The 21,039-nt window shown below is 69.8% G+C and carries 21 protein-coding genes and 1 pseudogene; 14 read left to right on the plus strand and 8 right to left on the minus strand.

Annotated elements, in window-relative coordinates; translation table 11 throughout:
• Positions 1–19 precede the first annotated feature (19 nt).
• On the plus strand, positions 20–652 hold the full coding sequence (locus tag BST10_RS10370) for a DsbA family protein (protein ID WP_083037705.1): 633 nt from the start codon (positions 20–22) through the stop codon (positions 650–652).
• On the opposite strand, the gene BST10_RS10375 is transcribed toward BST10_RS10370, so the two are convergent.
• From BST10_RS10375 to BST10_RS10385, 3 genes are read right to left on the minus strand one after another with little or no spacing between them, the layout of a single operon-like run.
• Positions 641–1,144: a DUF3592 domain-containing protein gene (locus BST10_RS10375; protein WP_109559466.1), complete on the minus strand. Its 504-nt coding sequence runs from the start codon at positions 1,142–1,144 to the stop codon at positions 641–643. The genes BST10_RS10370 and BST10_RS10375 overlap by 12 nt on opposite strands.
• Positions 1,141–2,790, minus strand: coding sequence for a 2-succinyl-5-enolpyruvyl-6-hydroxy-3-cyclohexene-1-carboxylic-acid synthase (menD, locus tag BST10_RS10380; RefSeq protein WP_083037706.1), 1,650 nt, complete (start codon positions 2,788–2,790; stop codon positions 1,141–1,143). Before menD ends, BST10_RS10375 begins: the two co-directional genes overlap by 4 nt.
• A 10-nt stretch (positions 2,791–2,800) precedes the next feature.
• A complete protein-coding gene (locus tag BST10_RS10385; protein ID WP_041316956.1) occupies positions 2,801–3,631 on the minus strand; it encodes an alpha/beta fold hydrolase in 831 nt (276 codons plus the stop codon).
• Between the two features lie 88 nt (positions 3,632–3,719).
• Here BST10_RS10385 and BST10_RS10390 point away from each other — a divergent pair, with 88 nt between their 5' ends.
• On the plus strand, positions 3,720–4,388 hold the full coding sequence (locus tag BST10_RS10390) for a sensor domain-containing protein (protein WP_083037707.1): 669 nt from the start codon (positions 3,720–3,722) through the stop codon (positions 4,386–4,388).
• 4 nt (positions 4,389–4,392) lie between these two features.
• Here BST10_RS10390 and BST10_RS23260 read toward each other — a convergent pair whose 3' ends face one another.
• The 3 genes and pseudogenes from BST10_RS23260 to BST10_RS10395 all read right to left on the minus strand — a co-directional run bounded on the left by BST10_RS23260 (position 4,393) and on the right by BST10_RS10395 (position 5,938).
• Complete coding sequence (locus BST10_RS23260; protein ID WP_163762409.1) at positions 4,393–4,560, minus strand: hypothetical protein; 168 nt, start codon at positions 4,558–4,560, stop codon at positions 4,393–4,395.
• Positions 4,552–4,885: pseudogene (locus BST10_RS23780) on the minus strand (LLM class flavin-dependent oxidoreductase); the annotation flags it as partial. The pseudogene BST10_RS23780 and the gene BST10_RS23260, both read right to left, overlap by 9 nt.
• 81 nt (positions 4,886–4,966) lie before the next feature.
• The gene (locus tag BST10_RS10395; RefSeq protein ID WP_083037708.1) at positions 4,967–5,938 is read right to left on the minus strand and encodes an o-succinylbenzoate synthase; all 972 of its coding nucleotides are present in this window, start codon (positions 5,936–5,938) and stop codon (positions 4,967–4,969) included.
• 19 nt (positions 5,939–5,957) lie between these two features.
• Between BST10_RS10395 and BST10_RS10400 the strand changes: the two genes are divergently transcribed.
• The 10 genes from BST10_RS10400 (at position 5,958) to menE (ending at position 15,697) form a co-directional block, all read left to right on the plus strand.
• On the plus strand, positions 5,958–7,064 hold the full coding sequence (locus tag BST10_RS10400) for an alpha/beta fold hydrolase (protein ID WP_133054426.1): 1,107 nt from the start codon (positions 5,958–5,960) through the stop codon (positions 7,062–7,064).
• 18 nt (positions 7,065–7,082) lie between these two features.
• On the plus strand, positions 7,083–8,534 hold the full coding sequence (locus BST10_RS10405; protein ID WP_133054427.1) for a wax ester/triacylglycerol synthase family O-acyltransferase: 1,452 nt from the start codon (positions 7,083–7,085) through the stop codon (positions 8,532–8,534).
• Between the two features lie 77 nt (positions 8,535–8,611).
• Positions 8,612–10,216, plus strand: a complete 1,605-nt coding sequence (gene fadD8, locus BST10_RS10410) for a fatty-acid--CoA ligase FadD8 (RefSeq protein WP_083037711.1) — start codon at positions 8,612–8,614, stop codon at positions 10,214–10,216.
• Between the two features lie 35 nt (positions 10,217–10,251).
• Positions 10,252–11,154: a 1,4-dihydroxy-2-naphthoyl-CoA synthase gene (locus BST10_RS10415; RefSeq protein WP_083037712.1), complete on the plus strand. Its 903-nt coding sequence runs from the start codon at positions 10,252–10,254 to the stop codon at positions 11,152–11,154.
• 43 nt (positions 11,155–11,197) lie between these two features.
• On the plus strand, positions 11,198–12,067 hold the full coding sequence (locus BST10_RS10420; RefSeq protein WP_083037713.1) for an SDR family oxidoreductase: 870 nt from the start codon (positions 11,198–11,200) through the stop codon (positions 12,065–12,067).
• Between the two features lie 24 nt (positions 12,068–12,091).
• Positions 12,092–12,502: a VOC family protein gene (locus BST10_RS10425; RefSeq protein WP_083037714.1), complete on the plus strand. Its 411-nt coding sequence runs from the start codon at positions 12,092–12,094 to the stop codon at positions 12,500–12,502.
• Between the two features lie 106 nt (positions 12,503–12,608).
• Positions 12,609–13,889, plus strand: a complete 1,281-nt coding sequence (locus tag BST10_RS10430) for an inorganic phosphate transporter (protein ID WP_013827480.1) — start codon at positions 12,609–12,611, stop codon at positions 13,887–13,889.
• The gene (locus tag BST10_RS10435; protein ID WP_083037715.1) at positions 13,886–14,167 is read left to right on the plus strand and encodes a hypothetical protein; all 282 of its coding nucleotides are present in this window, start codon (positions 13,886–13,888) and stop codon (positions 14,165–14,167) included. Before BST10_RS10430 ends, BST10_RS10435 begins: the two co-directional genes overlap by 4 nt.
• A gap of 88 nt (positions 14,168–14,255) precedes the next feature.
• Positions 14,256–14,558, plus strand: coding sequence for a DUF3349 domain-containing protein (locus BST10_RS10440; RefSeq protein WP_083037716.1), 303 nt, complete (start codon positions 14,256–14,258; stop codon positions 14,556–14,558).
• 38 nt (positions 14,559–14,596) lie between these two features.
• Complete coding sequence (gene menE / locus BST10_RS10445; protein ID WP_083037717.1) at positions 14,597–15,697, plus strand: o-succinylbenzoate--CoA ligase; 1,101 nt, start codon at positions 14,597–14,599, stop codon at positions 15,695–15,697.
• 21 nt (positions 15,698–15,718) lie between these two features.
• On the opposite strand, the gene BST10_RS23785 is transcribed toward menE, so the two are convergent.
• Positions 15,719–17,689 (minus strand): DUF7159 family protein, encoded by a 1,971-nt coding sequence (locus tag BST10_RS23785; RefSeq protein ID WP_083037718.1) that lies wholly within the window; start codon positions 17,687–17,689, stop codon positions 15,719–15,721.
• A 120-nt stretch (positions 17,690–17,809) separates the two neighbouring features.
• On the opposite strand from BST10_RS23785, the gene BST10_RS10455 reads away from it, so the two are divergent.
• The gene (locus BST10_RS10455; protein ID WP_013827475.1) at positions 17,810–19,291 is read left to right on the plus strand and encodes a DUF7937 domain-containing protein; all 1,482 of its coding nucleotides are present in this window, start codon (positions 17,810–17,812) and stop codon (positions 19,289–19,291) included.
• Here BST10_RS10455 and BST10_RS10460 read toward each other — a convergent pair.
• Complete coding sequence (locus BST10_RS10460) at positions 19,255–20,031, minus strand: S-methyl-5'-thioadenosine phosphorylase (RefSeq protein ID WP_013827474.1); 777 nt, start codon at positions 20,029–20,031, stop codon at positions 19,255–19,257. The genes BST10_RS10455 and BST10_RS10460 overlap by 37 nt on opposite strands.
• A gap of 84 nt (positions 20,032–20,115) precedes the next feature.
• On the opposite strand from BST10_RS10460, the gene BST10_RS10465 reads away from it, so the two are divergent.
• Positions 20,116–20,997 (plus strand): 1,4-dihydroxy-2-naphthoate polyprenyltransferase, encoded by an 882-nt coding sequence (locus BST10_RS10465; RefSeq protein ID WP_083037719.1) that lies wholly within the window; start codon positions 20,116–20,118, stop codon positions 20,995–20,997.
• Positions 20,998–21,039: the final 42 nt, after the last annotated feature.

Consider the following 21,039-nt stretch of genomic DNA (forward strand, 5'->3'; position numbering starts at 1 on the left):
CTCCGATAAGGTTCGTGGAATGCGGTCTTGGCTGGGCACATTGGTGGCACTGGTGACGTTCGGCGTGGCGTTGGCGGCTCCGGCGACAGCCGAACCGCCCGGCACCACGCTGGCACCCGACCACTTCGGGGTGCTCGCCGGATCGGCCGACGCCCCGGTGCAGCTGGAGATCTTCTGCGACCCGCAGTGCTCCGAATGCGCGAAATTCATGGCGGACTCCGGTGACGAGCTGGGCCGGCAGCTGGCCGCCGGGGATGTCGCGGTGACCTACCGGTGGATGACGTTTCTGGACGCCCGCCGGGGCAATGACACCTCCGCGCGGGTCGGCAACGCGCTGATGGCAGCCGCCGACCCGGCCACCTCGGCGGCGACCTACCAGACGTTCGTCAACGAGCTGTACCGCAACGGCGGCACCCCGAACCTCGAGGAGATCGCGACCACCGCTCGGGACAGCGGCCTGCCCGCCCACGTGGTGGACCGGATCGCCGCCGGGGAGTTCGCGGTCGACCCCACATCGATGAACGCCTTCAACCGGGTGCAACTGCTGGCGGCCAACCCGGAGAGTCCCGGCACCCCCACGGTTTACGACCTTGGCACCAGAACGGTCGTCGAAACCGATGATGTCGGCTGGCTGGACCGGCTACCGCGCTAGGCGCCGTTCGACGACGGCCAACCCCGCCAGCGCGGCGATGCCGACCAGCCAGGCGATCACCACGATCGAACCGGCCGGGATGATCGCCAGCACCGCGGTGCGGTGCTGCACCCTCACCAGGTCGGGGTCGCTCTTGTCGTATTCGACGTAAATGCGCATCCCGGTTGCCAATTCGGACGGGTAGAGCACTCCGAGCTCGGGGCGGTAGGTGATTCGCTCCGGGGTGACGAACTCGATGGTCGAGCGCCGGAAACCCGCGTTGAGAACCTCGGCCTCGGCCACCCCCATGTCACGCTCGATGGCGATGTCGTTGCGCCAAGCCCCCGCCACCAACAGCAGCGACTGCAAGGTGACCACGATCATCATGATCAGCACCGCCATCCGCGACCAGCGCAGTAGGCGTCCGGCCAGGCTATGCCGCGCCACGGCGCCCTCGCCGTGAATCAGTCTGCCCAGCAACGATTTCAACGATGTGAAGCGGGGCGATCTCACAGCGCTGCCTTGATCGCGGCGTGCAGCGCCCGCAGCGAGGAGCGGTCAGCTTTGACCTCGAGCACCCGCATGCCGCCGGCGGGTTCGGCCAGCGCGGCGCCGAGCTGCTCGACCTCGATCTGGCGGGACTCGACGTGATACGCGCGGCACAGCGCGCCGACGTCGACGTCGTGCGGGGTGCCGAAGATCCGCGACGACACGTCGGCGAACCGGGGGTCACCTTGTTCCAGCAGCTCGAAGATACCGCCGCCATTGTCGTTGGAAACCACGATGGTCAGCTGCCGCGGCGTCGGCTCGGTGGGCCCGATCAGCAGCCCGGAGCTGTCGTGCACGAACGTCAGATCCCCGATCAGGGCGATGGTGCGGCCGGGATCGGACCCGGTCTGCGTTCGTTCAAAGGCCAGCGCCGCGCCGATCGCGGTGGACACCGTGCCGTCGATACCGGCGACCCCGCGGTTGGACCGAACCACCACGCCGTCGGCGGCGAAACCCACCAGCGCGGCGTCGCGCACCGGGTTGGAGGCGCCCAGCACCAGCTGGTCGCCGGGCCGCAGCGCGTCGGTCACCGCGGCGGCCACATGCAGGCCGGTGGTGAGCGGGTGGGCGGCCAACTGGTCGCGCACCGCGGCATTGGCGCTGGCGTTCAGCTCCGCGCAGCGGCGCAGCCAGGCCGCATCCGGTTGCCCGGTGGTGACGGCTCGGGTGCCGGTGGCCTGCGAGTTTCCCGACACGTCCGGCCAGCGCGGCCCGGTGGTCAGCGCGAACACCGGCACCGAGGGATCGGCCAGCAGCGCCGACACCGGCCGGTGCAGGGTGGGCCGGCCGGCCATGATGACCTGCTGCGGGCGCAGCAGCGGCAACGCCAGCGGGTGCAGTGGATGCTGCGGCGCCGGGGCGGTCGGTTCGGCGACGGTGGGCAGCGCCGCCAGGTTCGGGTGCGTCCCGGCGCCGTGCCCGGCGATCACCACGGTGTCGGGCGTCAAGTCGATGTCCAACGGCTGGTCGAAGGTGACCGCCGGGGTATAGGTCCACGGCAAGCCGCCCCGCCGGCCCGGCGGCAGCGACCCCGAATCGTCGGGCTCGGGCACCAGCGGCTCACGCAGCGGGATGTCGAACTGCACCGGCCCGGCGTTGGCGGTGCGAGATCCGTTGGCGGCGGCCAACACCCGGCACACCGCCGAGCGCCAAGTGGCGTTGAGGGCAGCCATCCGCTCCGGCGCGTCCTCGGCCAGCCCCAGGCTGATGGTGGCGCGTACCTGGGTGCCGAAATAGCCGAGCTGCTCCATGGTCTGGTTGGCGCCGGTGCCCAGCAGCTCATAGGGCCGGTTGGCGGACAGCACGATCAGCGGCACCCGCGCGTAGTTGGCCTCCACCACCGCGGGCCCCAGATTGGCCACCGCGGTGCCCGAGGTCATCGCCACGCACACCGGTGCGCCCGCGCCCACCGCCAACCCGATCGCCAGGTAGCCGGCGGTGCGCTCGTCGATGCGGACGTGCAACCGTAGCCGGCCGGCCCGGTCGGCGTCGTGCAGCGCGAACGCCAGCGGTGCGTTGCGCGACCCCGGGCACAGCACCACGTCGCGGACGCCGCCGCGGATCAGCTCGTCGACGACGATGCGGGCCTGTGCCGTCGAGGGGTTGGTCATTGTTATGAGGTTAGTCGTGCGCCGGGGGCGCAGGCGTCCAGCGGAAGGGCCGGCCGTCGACCTCGGTCAAGAACTCCAGCGCGGCCTTGTTGACCTCGTCGGGTCTCTCGATGAACCCGAGGTGTCCGGCGTCGGGAATCTCGAGGTAGCGGGCGCCCGGGATGGCGTCGGCGACCTCGCGACTCAAGTGAGCCGGGGTGACGACGTCGTCGCCGAACCCGATCACCAGCACCGGCGCGGTGATGTTGGCGTAGGCCGGAAGCCGGTTGGTCAGCGGCGCCACGTCCAATTGGCAACGCAGGCCCGGGGTGTTCTTGATCGGCCACATGGTGAACATCGCGATCCAGTCCCTGATCGCGGCGTCGTCGCTGAGGGTCTTCGGCGAAAAGCTTTCCAGCATCCGCACTTTCGCTTCGTACTCGGCGGGCAGCTCGATGCCGGACTCGGCGAGTTTGACCTCGGCTTGATAGAAGAAGTCGCGGGTGCGGTCGTGGCGGCCGCGGGTGGCCATCAGCACGGCGGATTTCACCAGTTCGGGGCGGGCCAGCATCAGTTCCTGGGCGATGAACGAGCCCATCGACACCGCGACGATGCGCACCGGGCCGACGTCGAGGGTTTCGATCAGCTGCGCGGTGTCGGCGACCATGGTCTCGGTGGTGAACCCCGAGGCGTTCTCGGTGGCGCCGATGCCGCGGTTGTCGAAGGTGATCGGGCGGTAGCGGGCGAGTTGGAAGTCGCGTACCTGGTGCAGGTGCCAGCCGCGGCCCGCGCCGCCACGCCCGGCGATGAACAGCACCGGATCGCCATCCTGATTACGGTCGTCGTAAGCAAGGTTGGTCACGGTGTGAAGGTACGCGACCCGCCGACACCTTAAGGTGTCAGGAGCAACGGCGCAGCTGGGGACGGTGATGCGGAGCGGGACCGCGGGGATGGCATCAGGGCTGGTGCTGGCCTGCGCCCTGCTGACCGGTTGTTCGAGGGTCACCGTCGGCCTCGCGGTGCCTGCCGACCACGACGGCCCCCGGCCGGTGGCGGCGTCGGCGCTGCCGGATCTGCTGCTGGAGGCCTCCACCGTCAGCGACATCATGGGCTCCCACGAGATGCGGGTCAAAGACTCCCGGTCACGGATGTTCGACTCCGTCGGGCAGTTCCCCGACCGCGCCTGCATGGCGGCGTGGATGCCCGTCGAGCAGTCGGTCTACGCCGACACCGAGTGGACCGCGACGTACGTGCAGACCCTCTCCGAAGCCTCGCTGGACCACTTCGTGATCCAGGCCGTGACGATGTTCGTCAGCCGCGACGACGCGCAGAGCTTCTTCGACGCGACCGTCCGGCGGTGGTCACCCTGCGGCGAGCGGTCCTTCACGACCAGTAAGGACGGCGACGTGGAGACGCCGTGGACGTTCGACACCGTCGTCGACGTCGACTCCACGGTGTGGATGACCCAACACCAGGACGACAGCGCGGGCTGGTCATGCCAACGGGCACTGCGCGTCGCCAACAACATCGCGATCGATGTGCTGGCGTGCAAGCTCTACGTCGGCGACGAAGCCGTCACGATCGCCAACGGCATCGACGCGCGACTGCCCAGCGTGTGAGCACTCAGAGCTTCTTGATACCCCGGACGATCCGGTGGAACGGGACCACGGCGGTCAGGCCGTTGCGCAGGCTGCGTTGCAGGGCACTCAAGTTTGCCAACACGATGTAGCGCACCCCGCAATCCCGCCACACCGCAATCTGGTCGATGATCTCGCCGGGGGTACCGGCCAACGCCGTGCCCCGGGTGAGCAGGTGCAGAGTCGCCGCGGCTGAGTAGTGACCGCCGGATTGCGCGGCCGGTGTCGGTCACCGAGGTGCCCAGCCGCAGCCGGGCCATGCGGTTGCGGGCGGCGATGTGCCCGAGCATGGTCCACGGCTCCAGGTAGGCGTCCACCGACGGCATGATCTTGGTCAGGCCGACGTACTTGGGCTGCCACAGCGCCCGCGGGAAGAGCGCGTTGAGATGGTCGGGCCCCCAGAGCGAGTCGGCTCGGCTGGCCACCGCACTCAGGTAGTTGACCCTGGTGATGGTGTCGACGACCGGGCGCGCGGCCATGACGGGATCTTGGACACCGACACCGAATCCGACCATTGGCGCGCTGTGCTCCGGCAGCGTCGGCCTGCCAAGAGTAAGCGCCTACCCTAAATGCGCGTAACAGGCTTTGATCCGCTCGATCCACCACTGCCGCCGCTGCGGTGAGGCGGCCAGGGCTTGCAGCCGGGCCGGGTCCGGTGTTACGGGCTGCACCGGCAAGTAGCCGGCTGTTTGTGGCGGCGTCTCGGCGATGTCTTCGACGAACAGCGACCCGGTGCCCAGCCCGCAGGCGTGCGGCAACTCCGGCAGTGCCGCCGCCGCATGCAGACCGGCGCCGATGCCGACCGCGGAGTCGATCGCGCTGGAGATCACCACCGGGATGCCGATCTGTTCGGCGATCTGCAGCAGCGCCGAAATGCCGCCCAGCGGCGCGACTTTGAGTACCGCGATATCGGCGGCGCCGGCTTTCGCGACGGCCAGTGGGGCCTGGCTTCCTACGGCCTTGCGGATGCTCTCGTCGGCCGCGACCGGGATGTCGATGCGGCGGCGCAATTCGGCGAGTTCGGCGACGGTGGCGCAGGGTTGTTCCAGGTATTCCAGTGCGCCGGTAGCGGTCAGCGCGTGCGCCGCCTGCACGGCGTCGTCGACGCCCCAACCGCCGTTGGCGTCGACCCGCACGGTCCGGATGAGCGCGCGGACCGCCTCCACGCGGGCCACGTCGTCGGCCAGTGCCTGGCCGGGTTCGGCGACCTTCACCTTGGCGGTGCGGGCGCCGGGAAACCGGGCCAACACGTCGGGCACCTGCTCGGCGTCGACGGCGGGCACGGTGGCGTTGATCGGGATGCGGTCGCGGCGGCCCGGCGGCGGCGGCTGGTAGGCGCCCTCGATGGCAGCGGCCAGCCAATGCGCGGCCTCAGGCGGTTCGTACTCGGGGAACGCCCCGAACTCTCCCCAGCCTGCCGGGCCGTCGATCAACGCAAGCTCGCGAACGGTGATGCCGCGGAACCGCACCCGCATCGGCAGCGCGACGACATGCACGCGGTCCAGCAGATCCTGCAGCGAAGGGTGCGGCATAGATGTAGGTTCTCAGATCATGCGGACTGGCGCGGAGCCCTCTCACCGGGACCCGCCACGACAGCCGTCGGTCGGCCTCAGCATGGCCGCCGCCCTCGACGCGATGGTCGCCGCCCCGATACCGCTACTGTCATCGCTCGCTTCGCCGGAGCACTACGCGACGGCTTCGGCCGAGCTCGATGCCGCCGTCGGCTACTACCGCGACGCCGGCTGGCTCGACGACCCGGGACGCCGGCACCGCAGCCCCGACGCGCCCGCCCACCTGCAGATCGCGCGCCTGCCGGGCCGGCAACAGGGGATCGAGGTCGCCTGGTTCGACAGTGGGTGGCGGCCCGAAACCGGCGAACCCGGTGCCCGACGCTGGCTGTCTTTGCGCGCCAACGAACGGGTACCGGTCCGGCTGCTGCGCCATCCCGGCGTCCCGCGGCCCTGGCTCGTCGCCGTTCACGGGCAGAGCATGGGACGACCGAGCGACGTCAAGATGCTGCGGGTGCGCCGGCTGCATCAGGAACTCGGCATCAACGTGGCACTCCCGGTGCTGCCGCTGCACGGCCCGCGCAGCTGCGGTTTTTCCCCCGCCCGGCAGTTCGCCTCCAACGTGTTCGCCACCAACAACGTATTAGGGCTCACCCAGGCGGTGTGGGACGTCCGCCGGCTGCTGGGGTGGCTGCGCAACGTCCAACAGGCACCCGCGGTGGGCGTGCTCGGCGTGTCCCTGGGCGCTTACGTCAGTAGCCTGTTGTCGACGCTCGAGGGTGAGCTGGACAGCGTGATCGCGGTCGTGCCGACGAGCGACCTGGCCGCCTCGATGCGCGAGGCGGCGCCGGTCACGCGCGCGAAAAGGCGGTGGCACCGCCGGATACATGACCATCGCTCGGCGCTGGTGCACCGGGTGGTCTCACCGCTTGCCGCGCCATGCCTCGTTCCCCACCAGCGGCGCCACATCGTGGCCGGCCAGGTCGACCGGATCGCCCCGCCGCGCGGCGCCGCCCAACTCTGGCAGCACTGGGACGAGCCCTCGATCGCATGGCGGCCACGTGGCCACGTCACCGCATGGCGCGGCGCCGAGTACGACGACCACATCGCGTCGATCCTGGTCGCGGATGGGCTGCAACACCGATCGTGAGGAACCGGAGGAGAGACGTTGCGCCAACTGTCCAGCGCTGATTGGACGATGGTTTCGCTCGACAGTGCCGCCGCCCACAACACCATCGGCATCGTCGGCATCTACGACCCGGCAACACGCAACGGGACGCACCGTGGGCCCGTCAGCTACGACGAGGTGCTGGCATACGTCGAGGCGCGCCTGCACGTCGCCGAGAGCTTCCGGGAGCGGCTCGTCCATGTGCCGTTCGGCGCCGATCGGCCGTGGTGGATCCGGGACGGCGGCTTCGACCTCGAATACCACGTCCGCCACATCGCGCTGCCCCGTCCCGGAAGCTGGCGGCAATTCTGCACTCAGATCGCCCGCATCCACGCCCGCCCCCTCGATCTGGCCCGGCCGCCCTGGGAGCTGTACCTGATCGACGGGCTCGACGCCGTCGACCACGTGCCCAAGGGCGCCTTCGCGGTGTTCCTGCGGGTGCACCATGCCGCTATCGATGGCGTCGCCGGCGCCGAGATACTCACCGCGCTGCACACCCACGCGCCCGACGGGGAACCGCCGCCGCCACCCGAGGGCTACCACTGGGAGCCCGACGCCGTCCCGTCCGACCTCGAGCTGCTGAGCCGGGCCGCGCTGCACGGCGTCGGCCGGCCCTTCGGCGTGCTGGGACAGGTCGGCAAGGTGGCGCGCCAAGTGCCGATGCTGCTGTCCGACAACCGCGACCCCGACCTCACCTCACCCGCGTCGTTGCCGCAGGCGACCCGCTTCAACCAGGTGGTGTCGCCCCACCGGGTGTTCGGCACCGCCTACACGACGCTGGACGTGCTCAAGGAGATCCGCACGGCACTGCCGGAAGCCAAGATCAACGACATCGGCCTGGCCATCGTCGGCGGGGCCATCCGCCGCTACCTGCTCGACAAGGACGAGTTGCCCGAGCAGGCGATGGTGGCGATGATGCCGATCTCGATCCGGCCGACAGCCACCCGCGCCAGCGGCGACGCCGCCGGGACCAGCGGAAACGAGTACTCGGTGGCGCCCATCACGATGGCGACCGACGAGGATGATCCGCTGGCGCGGCTGGCGCGGATCGTGACGTCGACCGCGCACGTCAAAGAAGCCGGTGCCCACCCGGTGCGCACGCTCATCGAAATGTCGGAGGAGGCGCTCGGCGGGCTGATGGGCACCGTGCAACGGGCAGCCGTGCGCGCGCTGAGCCGGCGCGGGCGTGCGGTGGCCGCCCACACCCTGGTGAGCAACGTCCCCGGGCCGCTGACACCGATGTACTTCTGCGGCGCGCAGATGGTCGACACCACCGGCCTGGGTCCGGTGCTCGACGGCATGGGCCTCAACAACGGCATCGGCAGCTACGGCAACCGGGTGACCTTCTGCTTCACCGCCGACCGCGCCGCGCTGCCCGACCCCGAGGTCTACGAGCAGTGCCTGCGCGACGCCGTCGACGAGCTGTTGGCCGCCGCGCGCGCTCGCAGTTGAGGCCGGCGAGATCGATGCCCGCTCTGGTTGCGGTGGGCGCGACCGGACCGAATTACAACACGTTCTAGTCTGGCCGGATGGACGACCAACGACAGTTGCGCAATCCCGTTCACATGGGCCACCTGCTGACCGGCGCGCTGAAACGCCACCGGGACACTCCGGTGCTGTTCCTCGGCGACACCACGCTGACCGGTGGGGAACTCGCCGACAAGATCAGCCAGTACATCCAGGCCTTCGAGGCGCTGGGGGCCGGCACCGGCACCGCGGTCGGGTTGCTGTCGTTGAACCGCCCCGAGGTGTTGATGATCATCGGCGCCGGACAGACCATGGGTTATCGGCGTACCGCGCTGCACCCGCTGGGTTCGCTGGACGACCACGCCTACGTGCTGGCCGACGCCGGGATCTCCACGCTGATCATCGACCCGAACCCGGCATTCGTGCAGCGCGCGGTGGGCCTGCTGGAGAAGGTCGAGTCGCTGCGGCAGATCTTGACCATCGGACCGGTCCCCGACGCACTGGCCGACGTCGCGAGCGATCTGTCCGCTGAGGCGGCGAAGTATCCGGTGCGCCCACTGGTGGCCGCCGATCTGGCCCCGGACCACATCGGCGGGCTGACCTACACCGGTGGGACGACCGGCAAGCCCAAGGGCGTGATCGGCACCGTGGAGTCGATCACCACCATGACGCAGATTCAGCTCGCGGAGTGGGAGTGGCCCGCCAATCCGAAGTTTCTGATGTGCACCCCGCTGTCGCATGCCGGGGCGGCGTTTTTCGCCCCAACCCTGATCAAGGGCGGCCAGATGGTGGTGGCGGCGAAGTTCGATCCCGCCGAGATCCTGAAAACCATTGAGGAACAGCGGATCACCGCGACGATGCTGGTGCCGTCGATGCTGTATGCGTTGATGGACCACCCGGATTCACGAACCCGGGATCTGTCGTCGCTGCAGACGGTGTACTACGGGGCGTCGGCGATCAACCCGGTGCGGCTGGCCGAGGCGATCGAGCGGTTCGGGCCGATCTTCGCCCAGTACTACGGCCAGTCCGAGGCGCCGATGGTGATCACCTACCTGGCCAAGGGTGACCACGACGAGAAGCGGCTCACCTCCTGCGGGCGCCCGACGCTGTTCGCCCGCACCGCCCTGCTCGGCGCGGACGGCCAACCGGTGCCCCGGGGCGAGGTCGGCGAGATCTGCGTCGGCGGGCCGCTGCTGTCCGGCGGGTACTGGAACCTGCCCGAGGCGACCGCGGAGACGTTCCGGGACGGCTGGATGCACACCGGCGACATGGCCCGCGAGGACGAGGACGGCTTCTGGTTCATCGTCGACCGGGTCAAGGACATGATCGTCACCGGCGGTTTCAACGTGTTCCCCCGCGAAGTCGAAGACGTGGTGGCCGAACACGCCGCGGTGGCGCAGGTGTGTGTGATCGGCACCCCGGACGACAAGTGGGGCGAGGCGGTGACCGCGGTGGTGGTGTTGCGCCCCGAGGCGCCCCGCGACGACGAGGCGATCGCGGCGATGACCGCCGAGATCCAGGACGCGGTCAAGGAACGCAAGGGCTCGGTGCAATCGCCGAAGCGGGTGATCGTGGTCGACGCCCTGCCGGTGACCGCGTTGGGCAAGCCGGACAAGAAGGCCGTCCGCGCCCAGTTCTGGGAAGGCGCCGAGCGGGCCATCGGGTAACGGCTGACGCGGAGCGCCCCGGTACGGTCGCAGGCGTGAGCAGCAACCCTTTTGACGAGAGCATCTGGCGAACGGTCGACGGCTTCGCCGACCTGACCGACATCACCTACCACCGCCACGTCACCGACGCCACGGTGCGGGTGGCGTTCGATCGCCCCGAGGTGCGCAACGCGTTTCGCCCCCACACCGTCGACGAGCTGTACCAGGTGCTCGATCACGCCCGGATGTCCCCGGACGTCGGGGTGGTGCTGCTGACCGGCAACGGGCCGTCGGCCAAAGACGGCGGTTGGGCGTTCTGCTCCGGTGGCGATCAGCGCATCCGCGGCCGCAGCGGCTACCAGTACGCGTCCGGGGAGACCGCGGACACCGTCGATGTCGCCCGCGCCGGGCGGCTGCACATTCTGGAGGTGCAGCGGCTGATCCGGTTCATGCCCAAGCCGGTGATCGCCCTGGTCAACGGCTGGGCGGCCGGCGGCGGGCACAGCCTGCATGTGGTGTGCGACCTGACGCTGGCCAGCCGGCAGCACGCGATGTTCAAGCAGACCGACGCCGACGTCGGCAGCTTCGACGGCGGCTACGGCAGCGCGTACCTGGCTCGGCAGGTCGGCCAGAAGTTCGCCCGGGAGATCTTCTTTCTGGGCCGGGCCTACACCGCCGAACAGATGCACGCCATGGGTGCGGTCAACGAGGTCGTCGACCACGCCGAGCTGGAGAGCGTCGGCGTGGACTGGGCGCGTCAGATCAACGGGAAATCCCCTCAGGCGCAACGCATGTTGAAGTTCGCCTTCAACCTGCTCGACGACGGCCTGGTGGGCCAGCAGCTGTTCGCCGGCGAGGCCACCCGGCTGGCCTACATGACCGATGAGGCCGTGGAGGGCCGCGATTCGTTCCTGGAGAAGCGCGACCCCGACTGGAGCAGGTTCCCCCGCTACTTCTGAGGGCGCGGCGCGGCGTACCGGCCCCCGCATAGAGTGGCTATCCATGAGCAAAAGCCCCCTACGCCGCCTGACCGAGGCGGTCGCCCTGGCTGCGATGCGCCCGCCCGTCGCCCCGCAGCTGCTGGCATATCGGCCGCTGGCCAAACCGGTCGACCTGAGCGGCAAGCGGGTGCTGCTCACCGGCGCGTCATCGGGCATCGGTGAGGCCGCCGCCGAACTCTTCGCCGACGCCGGCGCCACCGTGGTGGCGGTGGCCCGACGCAAGGATCTGCTCGACGAGGTCGCGGGGCGCATCACCGCCGCCGGCGGCGACGCGACCGCCATCGCGTGCGACCTGTCCGACATGGACGCCGTGGACGCGCTGGCCGCCGACGTGGAAAAGCGCCTGGGCGGGGTGGACATCCTGGTCAACAATGCCGGCCGCTCCATCCGCCGGCCGCTGGCCGAATCCCTGGACCGCTGGCACGATGTCGAGCGGACCATGACGCTGAACTACTACTCGCCGCTGCGGCTGATCCGCGCGATCGCCCCGGGCATGTTCGAGCGCGGCGACGGGCACATCATCAACGTCGCCACCTGGGGCGTGATGACCGAAGCCTCACCGTTGTTCGCGGTGTACAACGCCTCCAAGACCGCGCTGTCGGCGGTCAGCCGCGTGATCGAAACCGAATGGGCGCAAAAGGGTGTGCACTCCACGACGCTGTACTACCCGCTGGTGGCCACCCCGATGATCGCGCCGACCAAGGCCTTCCAGAACCGGCCCGCACTGACCGCGCACGAAGCCGCCGAGTGGATGATCACCGCGGCGCGCACCCGGCCGGTCCGGATCGCTCCGCGGATCGCGGTGACCGCCCGGGCACTGGACGTGATGGCGCCGGGCCTGGTGACCACGGTGATGCAGCGCGGGACGTGATAGACACGAGGCCATGGAGAGCTCGTGGAGGTCCTAGCCAGCCGGGTGCTGCTCCGACCGGCCGACTACCAGCGTTCGCTGCGGTTCTACCGCGATGAGATCGGACTGGCGATCGCCCGCGACTACGGCGCCGGGATGGTGTTCTACGCCGGGCAGTCGCTGATCGAGCTGGCCGGTCACGGCGGCCCGGAACGTCCGGGGGCGCCGTTTCCCGGCGCGCTGTGGCTGCAGGTGCGCGACATCGCCGCCACCCAGGCCGAACTGGAGGGCCGGGGCGTGCCGATCGCCCGCGAAGCACGCCGGGAGCCGTGGGGGCTGCATGAGATGCATGTCACCGACCCCGACGGCGTCACGCTGATTTTCGTGGAGGTACCCGCCAATCACCCGCTGCGCCGCGATACCCGCCAGGACAAACGCGCCGAACCCGAAGGTTAACGGCAGGCAAACACTTCGAAACGTCTCGGAGTACACCCGCATTTCGCCAGCGTGATCGTTAGACAACGGCACCAGCGGCCGCCAGAATTGACGCTGTGATGCTCTGGTGAGCCTTGATCTGTTCCTCTTGATCATCGTGGTGATCACGGCGCTCGGCTTCGACTTCACCAACGGATTTCATGACACCGGCAACGCCATGGCGACGTCGATCGCCAGTGGGGCGCTCAAGCCCAAGGCCGCCGTCACCATGTCGGCCTGCCTGAATCTGATCGGCGCATTCCTGTCGACCGCGGTCGCGGCGACCATCGCCAAGGGACTGGTGGACGCCCACCTGGTGACCCTGGAACTGGTTTTCGCCGGCCTGGTCGGCGGCATCGTGTGGAACCTGCTGACCTGGCTGCTGGGCATCCCGTCCAGCTCCTCGCACGCCCTGATCGGCGGCATCGTGGGTGCGATGATCGCCGCCGTCGGCACGCACGGGGTGATCTGGAGCGGCGTGGTGTCCAAGGTGTTGATCCCCGCCGTGGTGGCCACCGTGATCGCCACCTTGATCGCCTCCGTCGGCACCTGGCTGGTGTACCGCATCACCCGCGACGTCGACGAGCAGAAGTCCGAGAAGGTGTTCCAGCGTGGCCAGATCGGCTCCGCCGCGCTGGTGTCGTTGGCGCACGGCACCAACGACGCCCAGAAGACCATGGGCGTGATCTTCCTGGCCCTGATGTCCTACGGCGCGGTCAGCACGTCGGCGACGCTGCCGCCGCTGTGGGTGATCGTCAGCTGTGCGCTCGCGATGGCGGCCGGCACCTACACCGGAGGCTGGCGCATCATCCGCACGCTGGGCAAGGGCCTGGTCGAGATCAAGCCGCCGCAGGGCATGGCCGCCGAGTCGGCCGCCGCCTCGGTGATCTTGTTGTCCAGCCACTTCGGTTACTCGCTGTCCACCACTCAGGTCGCCACCGGGTCGGTGCTGGGCAGCGGTGTCGGTAAGCCGGGCGCCCAGGTGCGTTGGAGTGTCGCCGGGCGGATGGTGTCGGCGTGGCTGGTGACGCTGCCGATGGCCGGCGGTGTCGGCGCCGGCGCCTACGGCATCGTGCACGGCATCGGCGGCTACCTCGGGATCGGCGTCGGGGTGACGCTGTTGATCACCGCGGTGCTGGCGATCTGGCTGCGGTCGCGCCGGGCGCGCATCGACCACCACAATGTCAACGCCGAATGGGAGGGCAGCCTGACCGGCGGCCTCTCCACACCCAGCCACGTGCCGCTCCCGGCGGACGCCCCGCTGGTCGAGCAGGCCCTGCGGTCGGCATTCGAGACCGGCCCCGAGGCGCCGCAGCTGACCATCGTCCCGACCGGCGACGCCAGCGCGCGCGAAACCATCCGCTCATGAACGAGTGGTTCAACTACGCCGCAACGGGCAAGATCCTGGTCTTCGGACTGCTGGTCGGTGCCGCGCTGCCGGCGCTGTTCGCGCTCGCCACGCGAATCAATGTCGCCGCCAACGGTGGTTCCGGCGGGGTCGGCGGCCGGCGGCCGCTGCTGATCGCGGTCAGTTGGGCGATCTTCCTGCTGGTGTTGGTCGTGGCCGTCGTCGGGGTGCTGTTCGTCGCCCGCGACTTCCTGGGCCATCACTTCGGGTGGTACCTGCTGGGAGCCAAGCCGCAGTAGCCCGGCTCGCCCGCCGACTTTCGAGCTGAGTACCCGTAATATCGGTCGCGGACATGTTCGGTGGGCGACGTGGGAAAGGTGACGCGGGATGACCAAATTTCTCACCTCGATCGTCGCCTGGCTGCGCGCCGGATATCCCGACGGTGTCCCGCAGACCGACTACATTCCGCTGCTGGCACTGCTGTCACGGCGGCTGACCAACGACGAGGTCAAGACCGTCGCCGGTGAACTGATCGGGCGGGGCGAATTCGACCACATCGACATCGGGGTGATGATCGCCCGACTCACCAACGAACTGCCCGCCCAAGAAGACGTGGACCGGGTGCGGGATCGGTTGGCCGCCAAGGGCTGGCTGCTCGATGACGCCGCCAGCGGCGGAGGCACGCCATAGCCGTCCTGCGTGCGCTGGTCGTCCCACCCGATGGCGCGGTGTCGACACTGCTGCCCGCCCTGCAGGACGTTCTCGACGGCCACAGCGCCGCACTCACACCGGTCCTCGCCGACGGCGACCCCTCGGTCCTGGCGGCCCTGCGGGTCGGTGAGCCCGTCGACGACGATATCGCACTGGTCGTGACGACGTCGGGGACCACCGGGGCGCCCAAAGGAGCACTGTTGACCGGCGCGGCGCTGCAGGCCAGCGCGGCAGCCACCGAGAACCGGTTGGGCGGTCCGGGCCGCTGGCTGCTGGCGTTACCGCCGCTGCACATCGCCGGAATACAGGTCGTGGTGCGCAGCCTACTGGCCGGTACCACGCCGGTACAGATCGACGTCGCAACGGGTTTCGACGTCGAGCGGTTGCCGGCCGCGGTCGCCGAACTCGGGTCCGGGCGGCGTTACACCTCGCTGGTGGCCACCCAACTCGCCAAGGCGCTTCAGGCTCCCGCCTCGACGGCCGCGCTGGCAGAACTCGACGCGGTGCTGCTGGGCGGCGGCCCGTCGCCGCAACCGATTCTGGACGCCGCGGCGGCCGCGGGGGTGCGGGTGGTGCGCACCTACGGCATGAGCGAGACCGCCGGCGGCTGTGTCTATGACGGCGTGCCGCTGTCCGGGGTGCGGGTGCGCGTCGGCGACGCCGGGCGGATCGCGCTCGGCGGGCCGACACTGGCCCGCGGCTACCGCAATCCCGTCGACCCGGACCCGTTCGCCGAGCCGGGCTGGTTCCACACCAATGACATTGGGGCGCTGGATTCTTCGGGACGCCTGCGTGTGCTCGGGCGCGGCGACGACGCGATCAGCACCGGCGGGCTGACCGTGTTGCCCGGACCGGTCGAAGCCGTGCTGTCGACCCATCCCGCGGTGGCCGACTGCGCGGTGTTCGGTGTCCCCGACGATCGGTTGGGCCAGCGGGTGGCGGTCGCGGTGGTGGTGGCCGGCGCTGAGCCGCCGACGCTGGCGGCGCTGCGCGCCCACATCGCGGGGTCCCTGGACGCCACTGCGGCGCCGCGTGAGTTGCACATCGTCGCCGCATTGCCTCGACGCGGGATCGGAAAACTGGACCGGAAATCGTTGGTGCGGCAGTTCTCTCGTTGAGGTGGCACGCTCAAGCGGGGGTCAGTCGCCGCCGCTGCCACCCGACGAACCACCGCTGGAACCACCGCTCGAACCGCCGCCCGACGAACCACCGCTGGAGCCACCGCTCGAACCACCACCGCTCGAACCACCACCCGACGAGCTACCGCTCGAACTGCCACCGGACGAGCTACCGCCGGACGAACCACCGCTCGAACTGCCACCGGATGAGCTACTGCCGGACGAACCACCGCTCGAACTGCCACCGGATGAGCTACTGCCGGACGAGCCACCGGAACCACTGCTTGAGCTACCGCCGCTCGAGCCACCCGAGCTGCTCCCAGAACCACCAGAACCACCGCTCGACCCCGAGGAACCGGAGCTACCCCCAGAACCACTTGAGCCACTGCCCGAACCACTGCTCCCCGAACCACCGGAGTCACTACCCGAACCGCCGGCGGAGCCACCCGGACTACTGCCCGAGCCATCTGCACCGGAGCCGGTACTGCCGGAGCCGCCGGAATCGCTGCCCGCTCCCCCCGCACCGGATCCGCTTGAATCACCACCGGTTCCCGTGCTGCCCGAACCGTTGCCGCCCGACCCGCCGGGGTTACTGCCGGAGCCACCGTCGTCGCCGCCCGTGCCGGTACCACCTGAGTGGTCTCCACCGGAATCGTCGGCGCCGGAACCGCTGCCGCCGGAACCGCTGCCGCCGGAACTACTTCCGCCCGAACCGCTTCCACCGGAACCGGTGCCGCCGGAGCCCGAATCTCCACCAGAGCCAGCGCCGCCGGAGCCGGCGTCTCCACCGGAGCCGGTGTCCCCGGAGCCGGCATCTCCGCTGGACCCGGTACTCCCGGAGCCCGCATCTCCACCGGAACCGGCACTGCCGCCGGAATGACCACTGCCGGTTTCACCGCCACCGGAACCGATGTCCCCCCCACCGATTCCGCCGGTGCCACCGCTATCGCGACCCGAATCACCCAGCCCGCCACGGCCACCGTCAATCGGTCCGGGGATGATCGGGATCGGAATCGGGAACGGGATCAGCGCGGGACCCGACGGCGCGGGTGCCGTCGGCGGCACGATCGGTGGCGGGGCAACTGCGGCCGGCGGCACCGGATTCAAGGGAGCAACAACGGGATTGGGTACGGGAACGTGCGGTGCGGCCACGGGCGCGGGCTTCGGGGCCGGCAGCGCGGGAATGAAGTTACCCGGAACCGGCTGCGGCTGCAGCGGCTGCGTCAATACCGGTGGCTCCACCTGGGTGGCCGCGGCGGTCGGGCGAATACCGACCGTGACGGCCACCGCCAGCGCGGCGCACCCCGCCACCAGGATCCCGCCGACCGAACTGCCGATCAGCAGGGCCCGGCCCACCGGCGGCGGCAGCACCTCGGGCTCGTCGCCCCCACCGGATTCGTCATAGGCGTCGTAGTCGCCGTAGCCGTCCCCCTCGCCCTCGGCGTACTCCACCGGCAACAGTTCGGAGTCGTCATCGGTCATCGAGTACGCCAGCTGTTGTTCGGGCTCGCCCCCCGCTATCGCCGGCTCCGCCGTTGTGGCCGCACCCCCCGCCGTGTCAATGTCGGACAGCGAGGCGGCCATCGTCGGCTCACCGGCGGTCGTCGCCGGTGCGGCCATCGTCGCATCGCCGTCGGGCGCCGACAGCATCGTCGTCTCGCCGTCCTCGCCCTCCACATTGCGCGCCAACGCCACCGCCGAGCGGGCCTGCGACTGCTCGGAGACGTTCTCGACTCCGGCTTCGTCGAGCGCCCGACGAAGCTCGGCCAGCAACGCCGCATCCGACCAGCACAGCCGGGTGGCGGCCAGACGATGGCCTTCCTCGGCCAGCACGCGGTGGGTGCCGGTCACCGTTTCTGCCAGCGTTGCGACCGGATCCTGCGTGAGGTCGAGCATCGACTCGTCGAGCACGGCATCGCCGTAGGCGTCCGATTCCACCAGTGCCAAGCGGGCCAGCGCGCCGGTAACCGACACGCCCAGCGCGACATCCATGCGCGCGCCTCCTTCCGCCGCCGGCTTCAATCAGCCAGTTTAGCGGCGCGAGACGACAGCAAAGCGGTTCGATGTTGGCTGATCAGCGGTGTGCGGCCGACGCGCGGTTAAGGTGAGCTGGTGATCGCCGAGTCGACCCGGCGCTGGAACATCGGCCGTGACGTGACCGCCGCGGTGCTGCTGTGCGTTGCGCCGGCGCTGCCCTGGAGTCTGTACTTCGGAGCCGGGATTCCCGGCAGCGACACCAGGTTGCTGGCCGTGCTCGCCGCGGCAACCGTGCTCGCGCTCGGGTCGGTGGCCGCGACCTACGCCGGGCCCTGGGGGATCCTGGGAGCGGACGCCGATCCCGCACTGGCCGGGCGGCTACGCCGACTGCTCAGCGCCCCCTACCTGCTGCTGGTGTTGGGTGTGGTGGTCGTCGACGTGGTGCAGACCATCCAGTACGGCGGCACCTCCCGGCCGCCCGGCGGGGTGGGCCCGGGAGCCTGGCTGGGCGTCGCGGGCGCAGTGCTGGCCGGGCAGCCGGTGCTGGCCGGTCCCGTCCGGTACTGGAAGCGCGGCGCCCGTCTGCTGGGCGACGTCGCGATCGCCGGCGCCGCCTTGAGCGTGCTCTTCAACTTGTACTGGCGAGTGCACTTCGCCGTTCCCGATGTGCACTCGGCAAGCGACTTCGGCAGGCCGCACGCCGCCATCATCGCGACCGCCCTGGTCTACGGGGCGGTGGCCTGGATCACGGTGGCCATCGCATCACGGTGGATTCTGCGTCGCGACAAGGCATCACAGCTCTGCGTGGTGCTGCTCGGAGGAGCCGCCCTGCTGGCAGGTGTGCTGGTGTGGGTGTTGCCGGTGGGCCGTCTCATCGACAGCTTTCACGGCATCGCGCAGAACACCTCCACCGCGGGTGTGGGTTTCGAAGGGTACCTGGTGTGGGTGGCTGCGGCGGCGATCTTCGCGGTGGCCGCGGTGCGCGACGCATCGGCGGCAACGTGGCTGGGAGCGACACGAAATACCTTGCTGCTCATCATCATCTGGTGCCTGGGGTCGGTGTTGATGCGCATCAACGACCTCGTTGTCGCGGTCAGTCTGGAGCTGCCGTATTCGCCGTATGACAGCGCGGCGATGGCGTCCTTCGACGTGGTGACCGCAGTGGTAGCGATCTGGTTGCGGATCAACCTGGCGAATCGGTCGATTCCGGCGGCTGCCCTGTGGTCGGTGGCCGCGGTGCTGTTCGGGTTCACGATCGCGCGCATCGTGGTCGGTGTCGGACTGGCGCCGCGTCTGCCGGATTCGCAGCGGACCGACGCAGTGGCGCAGCCGGTGTACGGCAACGGCCTCGCCCAGCAGATCACCAGCACGTTCGATGTGATGCTGTGCGGGCTGGCGCTGTGTGCGCTGCTGGTCACGATCGTCGCGGGCCGGTTCGCGCTGCCGGCCGACGACCGCCCCAAACCCGGCGACCCCGGCACCCCGCGGATCTTCCGGACGACCGGATCCACGCGCAAAGTGCGTGCCGGCGGGCCGAAAATCTACCGGGGCGCTGACGATTCGGCGGGCGACGAGTCGATTCAGGGCAGCTCGAACGGCAGCTCAACGCCCTCGTAGGGCAGGCAGTGGGTGCAGCTGCGCTCTTCGTCGACCTGTTCGATTCCCCGATGTACCAGCTTTTTGAACGGCTCGATGTTCTTTTCGAACTCGGCGAAGACGTCGACGACCTTCACCCCGCTGCCGACGTCAACGCCGGCGTCCAGATCGGTGACCAAAGCAATTGCGGCATAACACATCTCCAGTTCGCGAGCCAGTACCGCCTCGGGATAGCCGGTCATGTTGATCAGCCGGAAGCCCGCCGAGGCGAACCACTGGCTCTCGGCGCGGGTGGAGAATCGCGGACCCTGGATCACCACCATGGTGGCGCCGTCGACGACGTCGGGCAGGCCGGTCACCACCGAGCGCAGCGTCGGGCAGTACGGGTCGGCGAACTCGACGTGCACGCCGCCGTCGTCGAAATAGGTGTCGGCGCGACCCCGGGTGCGGTCCACCAGCTGATCGGGCACCACCACCGATCCGGGGGGCAGCTCCGGGGTCAGGCTGCCGACCGCGCAGGGCGCAAGGATCCGCCGCACCCCCAGCGTGCGCAGCGCCCACATGTTGGCCCGATACGGCACGGTGTGCGCCGAATACTCGTGTCGCTCGCCGTGGCGCGGCAGAAACGCGACCTCGTGCCCGCCGACGGTGCCGATCATGATCTCGGCACTGGGCTTGCCGTAGGGGGTGTCGCACTGCACGCGGCGCGCGTCGTCACCGAAGAACGAGTAGAAACCACTACCGCCAACCACGCCCAGCATATTGCGCCGCTTCCTCCTCATCGCTTCGCGCTGCATCGTCAGCGCCGGGCAAGTCAGCCCCTCCCGCGTGCAAGGATCGTGCCCATGTCTGAAAGGGCCAGCTTTGCACAGTGGATCGAAGGCGCGCGTCCCCGCACCCTGCCCAATGCGATCGCCCCGGTGGTCGCTGGAACCGGCGCGGCTGCCTGGCTGGGCGCCGCGGTGTGGTGGAAGGCGCTGCTGGCGCTGACGGTCGCGGTGGCGCTGATCATCGGGGTGAACTTCGCCAACGACTACTCCGACGGCGTCCGCGGCACCGACGACGACCGAACCGGACCGCTGCGGCTGGTCGGCTCGCGGTTGGCCACGCCGCGCGCGGTGCTGACGGCGGCGATCGTCGCGCTGTCGGTCGGCGCGCTGGCCGGGCTGGCGCTTGCGCTGGTCAGCGCCCCGTGGCTGCTGGCCGTCGGCGCGGCCTGTATCGCCGGGGCGTGGCTCTACACCGGCGGATCACGGCCGTACGGCTACGCCGGGTTCGGCGAGATCGCGGTGTTCGTGTTCTTCGGCCTGGTCGCGGTGCTGGGCACCCAGTACACCCAGGCACTGCGGGTGGACTGGGTCGGGGTGGTGCTGGCGGTCGGTGTCGGCGCGCTGTCGTCGGCGGTGCTGGTGGCCAACAATCTGCGCGACATCGCCAGCGACGAACCGGCCGGCAAGATCACGCTGGCGGTGCGACTCGGCGATGCCCGCACGAGAGTGCTGTTTCAGCTGCTGGTGGCGCTGGCCGGCCTGCTGACATTCGCGCTGATGCGGGCCACGCCGTGGTGCGCGGCCGGATTCATCGCCGCGCCGCTGGCGCTGCGGGCCAGCGCCCCGGTGCGCTCCGGGCAGGGCGGTGTCGCGCTGATCCCGGTGCTGCGCGACACCGGCTTGACGATGCTGGTGTGGGCGGTGGTGGAGGCGGTGGCGCTGTCCGTCCCCCAGTGAAACCCATTGATGCGATGAAGGAGCGGAGGCCCGCCCTTTCAT

The sequence above is a fragment of the Mycolicibacter algericus DSM 45454 genome (assembly GCF_002086455.1).
Classification (GTDB): domain Bacteria; phylum Actinomycetota; class Actinomycetes; order Mycobacteriales; family Mycobacteriaceae; genus Mycobacterium; species Mycobacterium algericum.